Source organism: Alphaproteobacteria bacterium (assembly GCA_024244705.1).
In the GTDB taxonomy this organism is placed as follows: Bacteria; Pseudomonadota; Alphaproteobacteria; order JAAEOK01; family JAAEOK01; genus JAAEOK01.
This window is the reverse complement of record JAAEOK010000075.1, coordinates 90,059-105,491: the sequence shown is the minus strand read 5'-3', so window position 1 is coordinate 105,491 and position 15,433 is coordinate 90,059. Positions and strand designations below refer to the sequence as shown.

The window sequence follows — 15,433 nt, the reverse complement described above, 5'->3', positions numbered from 1 at the left end:
GGTGTGAACATCGAATTGCACCGGCTCGTCGTCGACGTCTCCGAGGCCCAGGCGAACGAATTGGCCGACCTTCTGGACGCGGCCGGGCCGTCGCCGGTTTCCTATTACGATTGCGGCGGCCTGTGGCGGGTCGAAATCCTGTGCCACGGTCTCCCGACAGCGCGCGACACGGCCGAATTCGAGCGGCTGGCGCGCGCCGCGGGCGCCGCCGGCGATGTGCGGCTCGAGCCGGTTTCCGATATCGACTGGCTGGCCGAGAATCGGCGCCAACTGGCGCCGCTGCGGATCGGCCGTTTCTTTATCCATGGGACGCTGGAGCCGGTCTCGGTACCCGCCGGCTGTATGGCGGTTGCGCTCGATGCCGGCCTCGCCTTCGGCACCGGCCGTCACGCGACGACGGCGCTGTGCCTCGAGATCATGGCCGGGCTGGCCCGCCGCCGCCGATTCCACCGGGCGATCGACCTCGGTACCGGGGCCGGGCTGCTCGCCATCGCCGCTGCCCGTCTGTGGCCGGGGCGTGTGTTGGCCACCGATATCGATCCGGTGGCGGTTTCGGTCGCCCGCGACAATATGCGCGCGAACGGTGTCGCGGGGCGTGTCGAGGTGGTGCGCCGTGATGGGCTCAAAGGGGTTGGGGGAAAATTCGACCTCGTTGTCGCCAATATCCTCGCCGGCCCTCTGCTCAAACTGGCCCGGGACGTCGCGGGCGTCACCGAACGGGGTGGCGTCGTCGTCCTATCGGGTCTGCTTGACCATCAGGCGACGGCGGTAATCTCGCGCTATCGCAGTCTCGGTTTCACGCTTCGCGCGCGCCGTGGACGCGACGGGTGGGTGGCACTGGTGTTCTACCGCTGAAAAGACGGCGGCGGTCCCCGAAGGAACCGCCGCGCGTCGATCAGCTCATTGCGACCCCGCTAGGCGGCATGCCGCTCCGCGGCCGGGCCATGGGCTTCCGGTAAGGCGGCGCCAGACGAAGTCGGCAAAACCGGCCGTTCGAAAGTGACGACGGCTGCCTTCGGCCTGCCGCCAGCCGCTTCATAAGCAGTGTCGTCCGACCTCGGTTCGTGGCCCGCGGCCATCAGCTCGATGTCGTACCGGGTCAGGCCGATGTCGGCCAGCGTTCGGTCATCCAAACGCAGCAGCTCACGGTAGGTCGCCCGGCGTCGTCTCCAAGCGCCGAATTTGTTCCGCAGGCGCTCGACGATCTCGTCGAGCGCGGTGCCGATGGTCGAAAACCAATACACGGTGGCCTCCGCCCGAAGCACTTCCGCCGCTACGATATGATCGATCGCGCCGACGGACCGGCGCGCATCGGTAGTCACTCGCCTCGCGGTCGAATTGAGTTCTTGGTACATGGTCGCACCTCTGGTCCGTAAGAAATTGAAATTGTTAACAAAGCAACGCATTTGTGCGCTGCACAATGTTGAACGTAAGCTGTCGATAGGCCGTTCTCTAGAGTAGATATTGCATTGCAGCATTGCTGCTTTTGCATGCGGGTCGCGGCTGCGAGGCGCGTTGCCGGGGTTGCTTGGGCACCGCCTCATGCCTAGGTTCGAGGAGAGACGGAATGAGGAACAGGGCGATGCAGCAAGTTGCGAAATGCGCCGCGGCGATGACGCCGTCGGACCGGATCGCGGCCCTTCGCGGGGAGTTCGATCGCCTGTCCGTCGATGGCTTTGTCGTGCCTCATGCCGACGCCCACCAGGGCGAATGGATGCCGCCGCGCGACGAGCGTCTGGCCTGGCTCACCGGGTTTACCGGTTCGGCGGGCCTGGCCGTCGTGCTGCGCGCGAAGGCGGCGATTTTCGTCGATGGGCGCTACACCCTGCAAGCCGAAGCCCAGGTCGACGGGTCGCTCTATGAGTTCCGCCATCTGGTCCGCGAGCCGGCGACCGATTGGCTGCGCCAAAACCTCGACAGCGGCGCTCGGCTCGGCTTCGATCCCTGGCTTCACGGCATCGAGGGCGCGGAACAGCTGGAGAAAGCATGCACCGCGGCCGGTGCCACGTTGGTTGCGGTCGACACCAACCCTATCGACGCGATCTGGCTCGACCAGCCGCTGCCGCCGACATCGCCGGCGCGGCCCCATGGCATCGAGTTTGCCGGCAAGAGCGCCGCCGAAAAGCGCGAGGCGGTTGCCGCCGCGTTGGTTCGCCAGGCGGTCGACGCGGCCATTTTGACCCCCACCGAATCGACGGCTTGGCTGCTGAACATTCGTGGGCGCGACGTTCCTTGTGTCCCGGTCACTCTCGCTTTCTCGATCGTCCACGCTGACGGAACAGTCGATCTCCTCATCGACCGGGCCAAGGTCGGCGACGCGCTGCGCGCCGATCTCGGCGATGACGTTCGGGTTGGCGGCCAGGATTCCTTCGGCTCGTTGCTCGATGATCTCGGTCGAAAAAAGCAGAAGGTCCTGGTCGATTCAGCGCTGACTCCCGATTGGGTGCGACGCCGACTATCGGCGGCGGGGGCCGAGATCGTTCGCGGTCAAGACCCCTGCGCGTTGCCGCGGGCGATCAAGAATGAGGTCGAACTCGCCGGTGCGCGTCATGCCCATGAGCGCGACGGGGCCGCGCTGTGCCGGTTCCTGGCCTGGCTCGACGAGGCCGCCGCGGCCGGCGATGTGACCGAAATCGCCGCCGCCGCGCGCCTCGCCGAATTCCGCGCCGGGGGAGAGCATTATGTCGGGCCCAGCTTCGATACGATTTCCGGCGCCGGCGCCAATGGCGCCATCGTTCACTACCGGGTCACGCAGAAAACCAACCGGTCCCTCGAACCGGGATCGCTGTATCTCGTCGATTCCGGCGCGCAATATCTCGACGGCACCACCGACGTCACGCGGACCGTGGCCATCGGAACGCCGGGCGCGGAGGAGCGCCGCCGCTTCACCCAGGTTTTGCGGGGCCACATCGCCCTGGCAACGGTGTGGTTTCCGGCGGGCACCACCGGGTCGCAGCTCGATATCCTGGCCCGGCAGTTCCTGTGGCGTGACGGCGTCGATTACGACCACGGGACGGGCCATGGGGTCGGCAGCTTTCTCCGCGTTCACGAGGGCCCACAGAACATCGCGACGCGCCCCAATGCGACGCCGCTGGCGCCGGGCATGATCCTGTCAAACGAGCCCGGCTATTACCGGACCGGCGCCTACGGCATCCGGATCGAAAACCTGGTCGTCGTCGTCGCCGACGAAACCGCGGAGACGGAACGCGACATGCGCGCCTTCGAAACCCTGACCTTGGCGCCGATCGATCGCAATCTGATCGATACCACGCTGCTGACCCCGGAGGATCGCGCTTGGGTCGACGCCTACCACGCCCTGGTCCGCGAGGTTATCGCGCCGCGCGTCGACGGCGCAACCGCGGCGTGGCTTGGGCAGGCCACGGCGCCGCTATAGACCGCGCCGCTACGCCGCTATACGGCGGTACGATGGTCCCATTCCGATCCGGGAGATTCACCGTGTCACAAGACCCACCCCATCTCGTCCGCGCGTCCGCTCATCGGCCCGAGGACGCCCATTGCATGCACCACCCGCTCAATCCGAATGCGGAGATATTCATGACGCCGCTGAGCGACCGCGCCGGCATGCGGCGCGCCCACCTGTGGCTGGCGCGCGTCCCGCCGGGAAAAGAAAGCTTCATCTATCACGCCCACAGCGTGCAGGAGGAGTTTGTCTACATCCTCAGCGGCCACGGCACGGCCGAGATCGGCGATCAGCGATTGGAGGTCGGTCCCGGGGATTTCATGGGCTTTCCCACCGATGGCGTCGGTCATCATCTGCTCAACACGGGCAGCGAAGATCTGGTTTATCTCATGGGCGGGGAACGCACGGCATTGGAAGTCGGCACGTTTCCGCGTCTCGGCAAGCGGGTGATCTTCGAGGCCGGCGCCACGATGGCCGAGGGCAAGGTCACCGTCGTCGACGACGATAGGGCGAGCGTCATGTCGGTGGCCGAATGGATCGACGCGGGACGAACCGAGGACGAACCGGGCTAACACCGCGCCAGGCGCGGCGCGCCGCCATCGACGATTCCCGCGCGGTAATAGAGCCGATCGATCCCGGCCCAATAGGCCGCCGCCTCACACATCGGACAGGGCGGCGACGACGAATACATGACGCAACCGCCGAGGTTGCGCGACCCCAAGCGGCGCACGGCGTCGCGTATCGTCTCCATCTCGGCGTGCGCGGTGGGATCACCGTGGGTTACGACACGGCTCGGCGCTTCACCGACAATGATGCCGTCGCGGACGATGACCGCACCATAGGGTTGGCCGCCCTCGTCGACCGCCCGCCGCCGCATGGCGAAGGCCCGGTCGATGAAGGCCTGGGGCGAGGGCTTCGCCGGCTGCGGGATTGGAGAATTTTTTCCATCGCTGGCATTGGCGCCACGTCGAACGCCGGCGGCGAGCACCGTCCCGATCGCCACCGAGCCCAAAAGCCACACCCGTCGCGTCCACATGATCCAGACTCGTCCTAGGTTGAAGCGATGCGAAGATCGCGCCATCTGCAACGATCCAACTCGACCGCAGCATAGGGGCGGAGGTCCGGCGGCGCAAACCAGCCGCCGCGGCGGTGATGGTCAGACGACGGCGAAGTCGCCCTCGAACGAGGCGAAGTTGTTGGCGAAGAGCTCGTCCTGGATGAACGCGACCGATGCGCCATCATAAGTGAAGAGACCGTCCTCACCGGTAGTTTCGTGCCGGGCCTCGAGGATCAGTTGGTCGCCGAACGTGCCGGCGATCGAGAAATTCTCGTAGTCGGTCTCGGCTTCCAGCACGTCGCCGATGAAGATCGGCACCGCGCCATCCGCGTCGAGCTGGTACAGGCCGTCGCCGCCGGCGGTCGGATGGTCGACCGCGAAATAGAGGCTGTCGCCGGCGACCGTGAGGTCGTCGGGATCGGGATCTGGTAGAGGGTCTGCCGAGAGGGGCGGACCGATGTCGACGACGGTGACGAGACCGGTGTCGCCGTCAAGCTTGAGAAGGTTGTCGCCGTCTGGCGTGTCGGCGAGAAAATAGACGTCGCCGTTGAACTCGACGAAATCCTTTGGGCCGGAGGATGTCGCGCCGGGATTGATGTCGATGACGTCGAAGGTGCCGTCCTCGCCGTTGAGGCGGAAAAGCTCGGTCCCGGTCGCCGGATCGGGCGCAATCGCCGGCCGCGAGGCGACGAAATAAAGGTCATCGCCAAGGACGAAGAAATCGCCCGCACCGGACGGGCTGCCGTCCGGATTGACTTGAACCGTGCTAAGGGTTCCGTCGCTTTCCAGGCGATGCAGTTCCTTGGTCCCGGCGTCGGTAAAGGCAGTGAAATACAGGCCGCCGTCGAATTCGATGAGATCGGTCGGGCTCGAAGCGGACGACACTGCGGGTACATCACGAATACCGATCACCGTGGGCACCGCGCTGCCGGCGTCGAGCTTGAATAGCTCGGTTCCATTGACGGCGTTGGTCGCCCTGAAATAGAGCGACCCGTCGAAGACGGCGAAATTCGATGGGTTTGAGCTGGCGGCGTCGGGATTGATGTCGATGACGCTAACCGCGCCGGTAGTGCCGTCGATTTATCTGAGTTCAGTCCCGTTTACCGGGTCGAAGGCACTGAAATAGAGGTCGCCGTCGAAGACGAAGAAGTTCGAGGGATTCGAATTGCTGGCATCGGTATTGATGTCGAAGAGGGTGATCGCGCCGGTCGCACCGTCGATCTTGTAAAGCTCGCGGCCGGTGGCGTCGGTGTCGCCGGAAAAGTAGATATCGCCGCCGAATTCAAAGAAATTGGTCGGATTCTCGATGACGCTGGTGCCGTCCGGCCCGACGACACGAAACGCCGTCGTCCCGTCATAGGCCCACAACTCGTTGCCGGCGGCGCCGGCGGGACCGTCGAACAGACCGATCCTGTTTGCTTCCGGCGGCTCGACGGGCGGGTCCTCGCCCGGGACCGGGCTGCCTTGATCGAGCAAGTCCTCGAGGTTGGCTTGCGCCGGCGGCGGCAGTTTGTTGATGATCTCGAGGATGTTTTCGCGCGCCGCGTTGGCGACGCCCTGCGGGCCGTTGCCTTGACCGAGACCGCCCAGCGTGGCGCCCCCGTCGGGACCGGGCGGGCCGAAGGGTGGGCCCTCGAGGTCGTCGTTGAACACCGGGTGGCCCGACGAATAGGCCGACGCCGTCGGATCGATATTCGGATTGCCGTTGCCGCCGCCGCTGGAGTCTTCGGTCTCGTCGTCTTCATTGTTCTTCTTGCCTTTGCCGCCGGCCATGGCCAGCGCGGTGCCGGAATTTCCCGGTCCTTCGGTGGAATCGCCAGTCGTAGGCGGCCCGTTGCCCTAACCGATGGCGGCGAGTTGGACCTCGCCTTCATCATCCAACAGGTTCGTGTTTTCAAGCCCCGTTACCTGGGTGCTCTTGGTATCGGCGGGGTGATCGACCGGCATTGCCATCTTGGCACCTCATCCATTTTCGACCGGTGGGTGACTAGAGCACCGCACCAATTCGTTGTTCCTTGCGCCGAACCATTCCGGCGCGCGATGTCCGGCATTTGATGAAAACCCCAAGGTTTCCAAGCCGTCCACTGACCGGTGCCAAGATAGGCGAACAGTGTTTACCAATGGCTAGGATCGATCGTTAACGGATCGCCGAGCAATATCGTTAACGCGCCCAATTCAACCGCCTGAATCCACGGAACGGGCTACGAATCATGTATGACGCCCAGCGAATGGGTCGCGGCGGGATTGCCGGAAAGGCCTAGATCCCGACGAGCTCCAGCCATTGGTCTTCGGTGAGGATGGTCACGTCGTGTTCGCGCGCCTTGGCCAGTTTCGATCCGGCGCCCGGGCCGGCGACGACGATGTCGGTCTTGCGGGACACCGAGCCGGAAACCTTGGCACCCAAGGCCTCGGCACGCGCTTTTGCCTCGCTGCGGGTCATTTGCTCGAGGGTGCCGGTGAACACGATCGTCTTGCCGGCGACAGGCGACCCGCTATCCGGCGCCGCGAAGGCCTCGATCGACAGCTCCCGCGCCAAATCGTCGAGCACCTCCTGGTTATGGGGCTCGGCAAAGAAGCCGAGAATGTCGTCGGCGACCGCGGGCCCGATGCCGTCGATATCGAGCAGGTCGTCAAAGGCCTCGCCGTCGCGCGCCTGCGCCGCCGCCATGGCGTCGCGCCAGCCTTCGAGCGTGGAATATTGGCGGGCGAGCAGGCGGGCGGTGGCCTGGCCGACCTGGCGGATACCGAGCGCATAGATGAACCGTTCGAGGTCTATCCGACGGCGCCCCTCGATGGCGTCGATGAGGTTGGCGGCGGATTGTTGGCCCCATCCGTCGCGCTCAGCCAACTCGTCGCCGCGATCGTGGAGGCGAAAAATGTCGCCGGGGGTGCGGATCCAGCCGTCGCGCCAAAACGCCTCGACATGGCGGCCGCCGAAGCCATCGATGTCGAAGGCATCGCGGGAGACGAAGTGGCGCAGCCGCTGTATGGCTTGCGCGCCGCAGATCAGGCCGCCGGTACAGCGGCGCACCGCCTCGCCGTCCTCGCGCACGGCAAGGCTGCCGCAGACCGGACAATGGTCCGGGAAGACGTAAGATTTGGCACCCTTCGGCCGGCGTTCGGTTACCACCTCGACGACCTGCGGGATGACGTCGCCGGCGCGCTGGATCGCCACCGTATCGCCTTCGCGGATATCCTTGCGCGCGATCTCATCTTCGTTGTGGAGGGTCGCGCGTGAGACGACGACACCGCCGACCGTGATCGGGGTCAATTCGGCGACCGGGGTCAGGGCGCCGGTGCGACCGACCTGGACGGCGATCGAGTTCAGCACCGTTTGCGCCCGTTCGGCCGGAAACTTATGTGCGATGGCCCAGCGCGGCGCGCGACTGACCATACCCAGCCGTTGCTGCCAATCGAGGCGGTTGACCTTGAACACGACACCGTCGATGTCATAGGGCAGCTCCGCCCGTTGGGCGGCGATTTCCCGGTAGAACGACAGTGCCTCGTCGAGAGAATGGCACAGGCGAACCAGCGGATTGACCAAAAATCCCCAGGCCTGCAATCGTTCCAGGAAATGCCAGTGGCTGTCCCCGGGCGGTTCGCTGATCTCGCCCCAGGCATAGGCGAAAAAGTGCAGCGGCCGTTCCGCCGTAATGCCGACATCGAGTTGCCGGAGCGATCCGGCGGCGGCGTTGCGGGGGTTGGCGAAGACCGGATCGTCGGCAGCGGCGCGGCGTTCATTGAGGGCAAAGAAGTCCGCGTGACGCATATACACCTCGCCGCGCACCTCCAAATTGTCGGGAAGATCGGTCCCGTTCAAGGTGTCAGGAAGGTCGTCGATGGTCGCCAGATTGCGGGTAATGTCTTCGCCCTCCGTTCCGTCGCCCCGGGTTGCACCGAGGACGAATGCGCCCGACCGGTAATGCGCGGCGGCGGACAAGCCATCGATCTTGGGCTCGGCGACGACGTCGATCGGTTCCGATTCGGCGAGGCCGAGAAACCGACGAACGCGGGCGAAAAATTCGGCCAAATCATCTTCGCCAAAGGCGTTCTGCAATGACAGCATGGGCACCGGATGGCGCACCTTCTTGAACCCTTGGCCGAGGGCGGCGCCGACCGTCTCCAACGGGCTGTCGGCGCGTTTCAGGTCGGGAAAGCGTGCCTCGATGGCCTCGTTGCGCCGGCGCAGCGCGTCGTAGTCGGCGTCGGAAATCTCCGGCTCGTCATTGGTGTAATAGAGCCGGTCATGACGGCGGATTTCCTTGCTGAGCCGGGCCAGTTCCGCTTTGGCCTGCGCCGTGGTCAATTTATCGACCGCGATCGAAGAGGCGGCCTTGGCGCTCATGCCGCGTCTCCGTGGAGGAGGCTGGCGGCGGCGGCGCGGGCCGCCGCGGTTACCCGGCGCCCCGACAGCATGCGGGCGATTTCTTCCTGCCGTTCTTGCGCGGCGACCGCTTCGACCCGGGTATGCAGCGTCCCTTTGGCGGCCGATTTCTCGACCCGCAAATGCTGATCGCCGCGGGCCGCGACCTGAGGCGAGTGGGTCACCACCAACACCTGATATCCCGTACTGAGCCGGGACAGCCGCTCGCCCACGGCGGCCGCGGTCGCGCCGCCGACGCCGCTGTCGACTTCGTCGAAAACCAGGGCCGGCGCCACCCCAGATCCGGCCAGGACGACCCGCAGCGCGAGCATCAATCGGGACAGCTCGCCGCCCGACGCGACTTTCGACAACGGGCCGGGGTCCTTGCCGGGCACGGTCGCGATCAGGAAACGGACGCGGTCGGTTCCCGACGGTCCCCAATCGTCCTCCGGCCGCGCGTCGATGCGCGTCTCGAACACCGCCTTGTCGAGGTGAAGCGGCGGCAGCTCGACGGCCATCGAGCGGTCGAGGCGGCGGGCCGCCTTGGTCCGCGCTTCGTTGAGTTGCCGCGCTGCCACCAGATAGCGTTCACGCGCGAGCTCGGTTTCTCGTTGCAGTCGCGCCCGCGCATCGTCGCGGTCCTCGATCAATGCGAGGCGGCGCTGAAATTCTTCGATCAGTTCCGGGAGATCGGCGACCTCGGCGCCATGTTTGCGCGCGACATCGCGCAGCCGGAAAAGCCGCTCCTCGATTTCCTCGAGCCGGTCGTCGTCGAGGTCGATGTCATGGCCGGCCGATCCCAGTGCCGCCCCTGCCTCGGCGGTCTCAGCGATGGCCCGATCGAGGGCGGCGCGGGCATCGTCGAGCAGGGACCCGGCCAATGGCGCGATATTCTCGATCCTGGCCAGCGCCGTCCGAAGACGGCTTTCGACGTCGTTTTCACCGCCCAATTCCGACACCGCCGCGTTGAGCCCGTCGATCAATTTGTCGCGGTTCATCAGGGTCGACCGCCGTTCCGCCAGTTCGGCTTCTTCCGACTGCTGCGGCCGCAGGGCGATCAACTCGGCGACGGCGTGGCGAAGATAGTCCTCGTCGGCGCGCGCCTTGTCATATTCGGCGACCGCTTCGGTCTCGGAGGCGATCGCCTCTCGCCACATGTGCCACGCCTCGCCGACGGTGTCGCAATGGCTCGACAGACGGCCAAACGAGTCCAGCAGCCGGCGGTGCGAATCCGGATCGACCAAGGCACGGTGTTCCGACTGACCTTGCACTTCGACCAATGCGTCACCCAACGATCGCAGCAACGTCGCCGTCGCCGGGCGGTCGTTGACGAAGGCGCGGCTGCCGCCGTCGGCCGATATCGTCCGGCGCAAGACGATATCGTCGCCGTCGTGAACGTCGTGGACGCGCAGGATATCGCGTGCCGGGTGGTCCGAAGCGACCGCGAAGGCGGCAACGACGGAGGCCGCCTGGGCTCCGCTGCGGACCAGGCTGCTATCGGCGCGGGCGCCGATCGCCAGTCCCATGGCGTCGAGGAGGATGGATTTGCCGGTCCCGGTTTCGCCGGTGAGGACGGTCAATCCCGATGCGAATTCGAGATCGAGCCGGTCGATGAGGACAAAATCGCGAATGGACAGCCCGGTCAGCATCTCACGTTCGGCGGGTTCAATACAGCCAGTCGAGGGCGCCCGCGTTGTCGATTTCTTCCGGTTTGCCTTCGACTTCGACGCCTTCGACCAGTTCGTAGGTGTCGAAATACCACGTGCTGCCCGGGTAATTGTAGCCCAGGACCGCGGCGACACGCCGCGCGTTCTCATTGAGGCCGAGCGCGGTGTAGCTTTCACCAAGGCGATGCAGGGCCTCCGGGACATGGGTGGTGGTGTCGTACTTGTCGACCACGATCTTGAACCGATTGATTGCCGCCAGGTAGTCGCCGCGCTTCTGATAAAAGCGCCCGACCTCCATCTCCTTGCCGGCTAGGTGGTCGACGATGAGATCGATCTTGTGGCGCCCGTCGCGCGCATACCGGCTTGCCGGAAAGCGCCGAACCAGGTCTTGAAAGGCAACCAACGCTTCCTCCGACGTCCGTTGATCGCGCCCGACGTCGGTGATCTGACGATAGTAGGACAGCGCCTTGAGGTAGTACGCATAGCTGACGTCGCGGTTGCCCGGGTGCAGCTGGATGAACCTGTCGAGGGCGATGATGGCATCGCCATAGTCGCCGTTCTGATAGTTCGCATAGGCGGTCATCAATTGCGCCTTAGTCGCCCACACCGAATAGGGATGTTGGCGTTCGACTTCTTCGAATTGCTGCGCCGCGATTTGCCGCTCGCCCGAGATCAAGCTGTCCATGGCGTTGTTATACAACTGCTCGACCGGAGGCTCGCTGGGGATCGCATCTTCTTCCTCGGCGGTCTCGTCGGATCCGCAAGCGGTGAGCCCGAGAAATAAGATCGCCGTCGCGATCAGACGCACCACAAGTCGTTCGCATTCAGCCAATTTGGTTCCGCCTTTCAGCGTTCGAAAAGAGCCTGTTTCGTGGTCGAAACAATAGCCGAAAATAGCCGAAATAAAAGATCGTTCAGCGCCTTGCTAGAACGACGGGCGGTCGATTGCAACCACCCGCCACGCGGACCGGTCCGCCATCAATTTCGATATGACCGAATGTGTCAAATCGTGACCGGATCGCAGGCCCTCGAAGCGGCCTGCCAAGGGATGCCCGAGCAAGCTCAGATCGCCCAGACAATCGAGAATTTTGTGGCGGACGAACTCGTCGGCGAAGCGCAGGCGGGTGCCCGGCCTCAGGCCATCGGGTTCGACCACCACCGTGTTTTCGATAGTCCCGCCGAGGCCCAGCCCGCGGTCGCGCAGGCTATCGATCTCGGAGCCGAGACAGAACGTGCGAGCCGGACATATCTCGGTGCGGAAATTGATATCCTGGGCCGCCGCGTCGAAACTCTGACTGCCGATCGCCGTCCCCGGATAGTCGATGGTGAAGGCGACCGAAAACCCGTCCATCGGTTCGAGCCGGGCACTGCGATCGCCGTCGCTGACGGCGACCGGTTTGAGGACCTCGATCATGCGCCGGAGTGCCGCTTGTGGTTCGAGCCCGGCGCTGTCTATCGCCGCCACGATAGGCGCCGCGCTGCCGTCAAGCGCCGGCGGCTCGGGGCCGTCGATATCGATGACCGCGTTGTCGACGCCACAGACGGCGAGAGCGGCAAGCAGGTGCTCGACGGTCGAAACGCGCTTGTCCCCGCCCGCACCGAGTACCGTGGCGCGATCGCCGGCGATGACATTGCGCCAACTCGCATCGATCACCGGCATCGTGTCGGCGATGTCGATGCGGCGGAAACCTATGCCGCTGTCCGCGCGCGCCGGGCGCAGAACGATTGATGACGGAAGGCCGCTATGCAATGCGGTACCGACCAATGTCGTCGCGCCGGCGAGGGTGTGTTGCTCCCGGTAGGCCAGGGCGGCGGTGGCCGGAGCGTTGACCATGGTGAAATTTCCTTTCGCCGCCAATTCTTAGACCTGGCAGGGCGAAGAGAAAAGAGCCGATCTCTCGGCGCCGATCGAGGGGAAAAAATGGGGCTCCGGGGGGAGGTGCCCGGAGCCCGCAGAGTAGGTGCGACCAATCAGTCGCGCCGTCAGTTCGCCTGGCGACGCAGAAACGCGGGGATCTCTAGGAGTTCCTCATCGTTTTGCAATGCCGTCCGCTGATCGGACTGATCCAGACCGGTGATGTGGGTCTGGATCGGCTTGACCTCCGATTCCGTCTGCCGTGCCGCGGCACCGGTCGCGATCTTGGGTTCGCTACGGGCGGCGTCGGGGGCCCGATCGTCATCCACCGCCTCGGCGAGATCGCGCGCCGCACGCGTGACCCGCTTGAACAAGCTGGCCGCTCGTCCGCCTTCCGATTTCCGTGCCGGTGCCGACTCTGGCTCGGGACGGCTGGCGTTGGCCAAGGCCGCTGCCGCGAACTCATCGGGACGATCCTCCGACTGCACCACCGGTGCCGTTTCGATCGGCGGCGGAGCGATGAAGGGTGGATCGGCCGGGGTGCTCTCCTCGGCGACGCCGGCGACAATGTCGGCTTCGGAAGCGGCAATTTCCTCGACCGCATCATCGTTGCCAGCGTCGGAACGCGCCGGCAGTTGCGGCATTTCGAACGCCTCCTCGTCGCTGTCGACCTGCTCGGCGACGGCAACGGTTTCGGCTGCGGCCGGCGCCGCCTCCGGCTGCGGTTCGGGAATCTCCCGAGCGACGTTATCGGCGACCAGACTGATCGTCGTCGTTCGCGGCTTGACCGTGACATCGGCGTCGATGCCGGTCGCGACCACCGATACGCGCATAACGCCCTGCAACGATTCGTCGAAGGTCGAGCCGAAGATGATATTGGCCGCCGGATCGACTTCGTCGCGAATGCGGTTGGCCGACTCGTCGACCTCGAACAAGGTCAGATCGAGGCCGCCGGTGATATTGATCAGAACGCCGCGTGCGCCCTTCATCGATATCTCGTCGAGCAACGGATTCGAGATCGCCGCTTCGGCCGCCTGAACGGCGCGGTTTTCGCCCTCGGCTTCGCCGGTGCCCATCATCGCCTTGCCCATCTCGCTCATCACGGTGCGGATATCGGCGAAGTCCAGATTGATCAGACCGGGCATGACCATCAGGTCGGTGACCCCGCGGACGCCCGAGTTCAACACATCGTCGGCCATCTTGAAGGCGTCGGCGAAGGTTGTCTTCTCGTTGGCGACGCGGAACAGGTTCTGGTTCGGAATGATGATCAGGGTGTCGACGAACTGCTGGAGTTCTTCGATTCCCTCCTCCGCGATCCTCATCCGGTGTTGGCCCTCGAAATGGAACGGCTTGGTGACCACGCCGACGGTCAGAACGCCGCGTTCCCGGGCCGCCCGCGCGATGACCGGGGCGGCACCGGTTCCGGTGCCACCGCCCATGCCGGCGGTGATGAAGGCCATATGGGTGCGGTCGAGCGCATCCAGGATCTGATCCATGCCCTCTTCGGCCGCCGCGCGCCCGATGTCCGGCCGGGCGCCGGCACCGAGGCCCTCGGTGATCGATACGCCGAGCTGAATTCTGTGCTCGGACTCCGACAAGGCGAGGGCCTGTGCGTCGGTGTTGGCGACGACGAAGTCGACGCCCTCAAGGTTGGAACGAATCATGTTGTTGACGGCGTTGCCTCCGGCACCGCCGACACCGAATACGATTATCTGCGGTTTCATTTCAGCCTCTTTCTCGGGGATGGTAAGGTTAACGGTCATTTTTTCCTCCGCTTGGTAGCACCAGTTGCCTGATCCCCATCAGGCGTGAGATTCCGGTATGGTTAAAAGTTGACACGGATCCATTCACCGAGCCGGCCCATCAGGCCGTTCGGCTCCTCGGGGTTAAGGCCGGCCCAGGCGGTGGGCGCGACGTGTTTTTCGACACCGTAGTTCAGCAGCCCGGCGCAGGTCGAAAACGCGGGGCCGCTGGAAGCGTCGGCAAGGCCGTTCAGCCGCGTCGGCCGGCCCATCCTGATCTGCTTGTCCAGGATCAACGCGGCGAGGTCCCGGACACCTGAAAGCTGCGATGTACCGCCGGTCAGGACGACCCTGTTGCCGGCGACCTTGCCGAACCCGCTCAGCTCGAGTCGGGATCGAACTAGCTCGAATATTTCCTCGATGCGCGGCTGAATTACGCCCGTAAGCAGCGATTTCGGCACATGGTTGGGTTCGGCGTGATCCGATTCACCGATCGGCGGAACGTCGATGACCTCGTGCTGGTCGGCCGGGGACGCTATGGCGCTGCCATACAAGGTTTTCATCCGCTCGGCGTGAACGACCGGGGTCGACAAGCCATGGGCGATGTCGTTGGTGACGTGGATGCCGCCGACCGGGATGAAATCGGTGAAGACGACCTCGCCTTCATAGAAGACGGCGATGGTGGTCGTGCCGCCGCCCATGTCGATCAATGTCACGCCGAGTTGCGTTTCATCGTCGACCAGGCAAGCGAGGGCGGAGGCATAGGGGGAGATGACCATGGCATCGACACTCAGATGAGTACGGTCGATGCAGGTCCGGATGTTGCGGACCGCGCTGACACCGGCGGTGACGAGATGGATATCGACGCCGAGCCGGTCGCCGTACATGCCACGTGGGTCGCGGATGCCCTGGCTGTTGTCGATCGTGTAGCCGATCGGGATCGAGTGCACGATGCTGCGATCGCTGTCGATCTGATATTCGCGACCGCGATCCAGAGCGCGGTAGATATCGGTTTCGCTCACCTCGTGGCCGCCGATGGCGATCTCGAGTCCGATTGTTCGCGACGCCGGGTAGCCGCAAGAAATATTGACGACCACGCCGTGGATTTGCTCGCCGGCCATCTGTTCCGCCGCGTGCACGGCGGCTAGGACGGAGCGCTCAACGGCGTCCATGTCGATGATCGTCCCTCCCCGCATGCCCTTCGAGACCTGATGACCGAAGCCGCGAAGATGGAGGCGGTCGTCCTCATCGGTGTGGGCGATGAAGCAGCATACTTTGGTGGTGCCGATGTCGAGCGCGGCGATCGTGCCATGTCGTATTCTGGCCAC

General features: G+C 64.8%; 13 protein-coding genes and 1 pseudogene. 3 read left to right on the top strand and 11 right to left on the bottom strand.

Features of this window, described 5'->3' with window-relative positions; translation table 11 throughout:
• The first annotated feature begins 3 nt into the window (after positions 1–3).
• Positions 4–855 (top strand): 50S ribosomal protein L11 methyltransferase, encoded by an 852-nt coding sequence (locus GY791_13355; protein ID MCP4329411.1) that lies wholly within the window; start codon positions 4–6, stop codon positions 853–855.
• Between the two features lie 59 nt (positions 856–914).
• On the opposite strand, the gene GY791_13350 is transcribed toward GY791_13355, so the two are convergent.
• Positions 915–1,355 carry a DUF1127 domain-containing protein gene (locus GY791_13350; protein ID MCP4329410.1) on the bottom strand — a complete coding sequence of 147 codons (441 nt, stop codon included), beginning with the start codon at positions 1,353–1,355 and terminating at the stop codon, positions 915–917.
• 227 nt (positions 1,356–1,582) lie between these two features.
• Here GY791_13350 and GY791_13345 point away from each other — a divergent pair, with 227 nt between their 5' ends.
• Together GY791_13345 and GY791_13340 are read left to right on the top strand one after the other, a co-directional pair.
• Positions 1,583–3,394, top strand: a complete 1,812-nt coding sequence (locus GY791_13345; protein MCP4329409.1) for an aminopeptidase P family protein — start codon at positions 1,583–1,585, stop codon at positions 3,392–3,394.
• Between the two features lie 125 nt (positions 3,395–3,519).
• Positions 3,520–3,993 (top strand): cupin domain-containing protein, encoded by a 474-nt coding sequence (locus GY791_13340; GenBank protein ID MCP4329408.1) that lies wholly within the window; start codon positions 3,520–3,522, stop codon positions 3,991–3,993.
• On the opposite strand, the gene GY791_13335 is transcribed toward GY791_13340, so the two are convergent.
• The 10 genes and pseudogenes from GY791_13335 to ftsA all read right to left on the bottom strand — a co-directional run bounded on the left by GY791_13335 (position 3,990) and on the right by ftsA (position 15,433).
• Positions 3,990–4,457 (bottom strand): nucleoside deaminase, encoded by a 468-nt coding sequence (locus tag GY791_13335; protein MCP4329407.1) that lies wholly within the window; start codon positions 4,455–4,457, stop codon positions 3,990–3,992. The genes GY791_13340 and GY791_13335 overlap by 4 nt on opposite strands.
• A gap of 120 nt (positions 4,458–4,577) precedes the next feature.
• Positions 4,578–5,390 carry a hypothetical protein gene (locus tag GY791_13330; GenBank protein ID MCP4329406.1) on the bottom strand — a complete coding sequence of 271 codons (813 nt, stop codon included), beginning with the start codon at positions 5,388–5,390 and terminating at the stop codon, positions 4,578–4,580.
• A gap of 84 nt (positions 5,391–5,474) precedes the next feature.
• Positions 5,475–5,558, bottom strand: a pseudogene (locus GY791_13325) (hypothetical protein).
• Positions 5,559–6,251: a hypothetical protein gene (locus tag GY791_13320; GenBank protein ID MCP4329405.1), complete on the bottom strand. Its 693-nt coding sequence runs from the start codon at positions 6,249–6,251 to the stop codon at positions 5,559–5,561.
• A 484-nt stretch (positions 6,252–6,735) separates the two neighbouring features.
• Positions 6,736–8,823 (bottom strand): NAD-dependent DNA ligase LigA, encoded by a 2,088-nt coding sequence (ligA, locus tag GY791_13315; protein ID MCP4329404.1) that lies wholly within the window; start codon positions 8,821–8,823, stop codon positions 6,736–6,738.
• Complete coding sequence (gene recN / locus GY791_13310) at positions 8,820–10,490, bottom strand: DNA repair protein RecN (protein MCP4329403.1); 1,671 nt, start codon at positions 10,488–10,490, stop codon at positions 8,820–8,822. Before recN ends, ligA begins: the two co-directional genes overlap by 4 nt.
• A gap of 16 nt (positions 10,491–10,506) precedes the next feature.
• Positions 10,507–11,319 (bottom strand): outer membrane protein assembly factor BamD, encoded by an 813-nt coding sequence (locus tag GY791_13305; protein ID MCP4329402.1) that lies wholly within the window; start codon positions 11,317–11,319, stop codon positions 10,507–10,509.
• A 114-nt stretch (positions 11,320–11,433) separates the two neighbouring features.
• On the bottom strand, positions 11,434–12,342 hold the full coding sequence (gene lpxC / locus GY791_13300; protein ID MCP4329401.1) for a UDP-3-O-[3-hydroxymyristoyl] N-acetylglucosamine deacetylase: 909 nt from the start codon (positions 12,340–12,342) through the stop codon (positions 11,434–11,436).
• A gap of 149 nt (positions 12,343–12,491) precedes the next feature.
• Positions 12,492–14,126, bottom strand: a complete 1,635-nt coding sequence (gene ftsZ / locus GY791_13295; GenBank protein ID MCP4329400.1) for a cell division protein FtsZ — start codon at positions 14,124–14,126, stop codon at positions 12,492–12,494.
• A gap of 62 nt (positions 14,127–14,188) precedes the next feature.
• On the bottom strand, positions 14,189–15,433 hold the full coding sequence (gene ftsA, locus GY791_13290; GenBank protein MCP4329399.1) for a cell division protein FtsA: 1,245 nt from the start codon (positions 15,431–15,433) through the stop codon (positions 14,189–14,191).